Genomic DNA, 2,193 nt, shown 5'->3' with positions numbered 1-2,193 from the left:
TCCCGCCGCCACCGAAGAGAGACTGCGGGCGGTGCTGGGCGGGCGCTGAGAAGAGGAACCTCCATGTGGAAGGCACTTCTCGTGCTTCACAAAATACAGATTACAAACAGCAAAGCCAGCCGGTTTTCTAAACCGGCTGGCTTTTTTACTGTTCGGTATGTTCCAGAACCGCCCGGATCATGGTAAGGGCGACTTCCTGCTTTTGCAACGGCACATTCTCCCAGAGCGTTTCGATTGCCTGAATTTTGCTGACCTCATTTTCCTCCAGCTCGTCCTGGAGCAGATAATCCGGAGAAACATGAAGCGCGTTGCAGATGCCGATAAAGACCGGCAGGCTGGGCATCTTTGCGCCGCCCTCGATCTGCCGCAGATAGGTGGCATTGATGTTGCACAGCTCCGACAGCTTGTCCGCTGTCAGACCGCGTGCCTTCCGCACCTCGTTGATCCGCTTTCCCAGTTTGCTTTGTTCCATAGTCTATACCCGTCTATTAGCTCTTGGCGATTATTTTGTTCACTTTAAGGCTACATTATCCTTGCAGGGGAAAATAGATTCTGATAGACTATACTTTATAAGCTAATAGCTTTATGCAGGGGAATGCGGTATGATTGTGACTTTTTGCGGGCACGCCCAGCTTTCGCAGAACAGCGGCGTTGAAAAATGGCTCTATGGGGTGACGAAAAACTCATAGAACAGGGCGCGGCATCCTTTTACCTGGGCGGTTACGGGGACTTTGACAGTTTGGCAGCTTCGGTTTTGAGAAGCCAGAAAAAGCAGCACCCGCAGATTCAGCGGATTCTTGTTCTGGCTTATCTAGGCACCAGGCAGGATGTTTCCGACTATGACAGCACCCTGTATCCACCGCTGGAAACGGTGCCCCGCCGGTTTGCGATTCCCCGCAGAAACCGGTGGATGGTCGATGCCGCCGACGTGGTGGTGGCCTGTGTGCTCCACGACTGGGGCGGAGCCGCCGCAACCCTGCGATACGCCAGGCAAAAAGGAAAGCAGATTATTTCCTGTGAACAGCCGCAGGCCCTCCCTCGAATCACCGAAAAATAAATGGCAGTTATCCTCAAAATGAGGACAACTGCCATCTTTTTTTATCCGGTTTATCGGGCCAACCGGGAGAAGTATTGCTCCAGCTTCTCCTCACAGATCTTCTCCATTTCCGCTTTCTCCCCGGCGGTGAGTTTCTTCCACACTGATTCATCCACCTGGACGATGCCCAGCGTCCGGGTGTGGCGGAGCATCTGCATATCCTCGAACCGCTTGAAGGGGTTGGCCAGGATGTTCCGCTCGGCCTCCTTGTCGGTGTACCCGCCCCGGGCGAACAGACTGTTGGGCTTTTCCACCACCAGTCCGGCAGCCCGGCGACCCTCATAGTAAGCGCGGAAGTAGGCCACGATGTCGGCCAGCTGGATGCGGCCCTTTTCGTCGGCGTGGCGGAGAATCGCCTTAATCAGCACCGGCTTGTAGGAGTAGCTCATATCCATCTGGCGCACCATCTCGAGGAAGAGTTCCTTGCGGTTGGAATCGTCGATGAGGGTCCAGCCGTACTGTTTGGCGTAGCGCTCCAGCGTTTCCTCCTTGAAATACTTGAAGGTACGGTGCTCACTCATGGGCACCACCAGGTCGGGCACCAGCTTGCCCTCCCGCACATACCGCTCGATGGTCTCGGTCTGCACATCCACCCGGCGGACAAACTCCATCTGGGAGATCATCCCGGCGGCCTCGTCCTGCCAGTTGAAGATGTCCACCAGCTCGTAGTCGGTGGCATCCACCGGCCAGTCGATGAGGGCTTCCGGCTTTTCCCCTTTGGCGTAGAGGGCGGCCTCGGCGGCCTTTTCCGCGGCGGGGGCAACGACCTTTTCCCCTGGGCGATATTCCTTTAACTTGAACAGGCGGTGCAGCGACTGGGGCATATTGTACTGGCTGGCGTTGTCCACAAAGTCAAAGACCATCAGGCTCTCTTTCCCCGGGAAGAGCCGCATCCCGCGGCCCAGCTGCTGGGTGTAGAGTACCCGGGACATGGTGGGCCGGGCCATGAACAGCACCTCGATTTCGGGGCAGTCCCAGCCCTCGTTGAGCAGGTCGCAGGCGCAGAGCACCAGAATTTCCCGGCGGACAAACCGGTCCTGGAACTCCCGGCGCTCGGCAGGCTTCATCCCGCCCGAGACCGCAGCCGCAGACACGCC

The 2,193-nt window shown here is 57.2% G+C and carries 3 protein-coding genes; 1 reads left to right on the top strand and 2 read right to left on the bottom strand.

Annotated features, from left to right (window positions below):
• Window positions 1–145 precede the first annotated feature (145 nt).
• Complete coding sequence (locus H6B10_RS14135) at window positions 146–472, bottom strand: helix-turn-helix domain-containing protein (RefSeq protein WP_204652186.1); 327 nt, start codon at window positions 470–472, stop codon at window positions 146–148.
• 186 nt (window positions 473–658) lie between these two features.
• On the opposite strand from H6B10_RS14135, the gene H6B10_RS14130 reads away from it, so the two are divergent.
• Complete coding sequence (locus H6B10_RS14130; protein WP_243427402.1) at window positions 659–1,057, top strand: hypothetical protein; 399 nt, start codon at window positions 659–661, stop codon at window positions 1,055–1,057.
• Window positions 1,058–1,107: 50 nt separating this feature from the next.
• On the opposite strand, the gene H6B10_RS14125 is transcribed toward H6B10_RS14130, so the two are convergent.
• The coding region (locus H6B10_RS14125) for a DEAD/DEAH box helicase (RefSeq protein WP_275951086.1) at window positions 1,108–2,193 on the bottom strand (1,086 nt) is incomplete at its 5' end.

The sequence above is a fragment of the Gemmiger formicilis genome, assembly GCF_016901605.1.
GTDB classification, from domain to species: domain Bacteria; phylum Bacillota; class Clostridia; order Oscillospirales; family Ruminococcaceae; genus Gemmiger; species Gemmiger formicilis_B.
This window is presented reverse-complemented; position numbering and strand designations above follow the sequence as displayed.

Coding starts and splice junctions, on each gene's coding strand:
- H6B10_RS14135 (WP_204652186.1), bottom strand. CDS start 472: ATGGAACAAAGCAAACTGGGAAAGCGGATCAACGAGGTGCGGAAGGCA.
- H6B10_RS14130 (WP_243427402.1), top strand. CDS start 659: ATGGCTCTATGGGGTGACGAAAAACTCATAGAACAGGGCGCGGCATCC.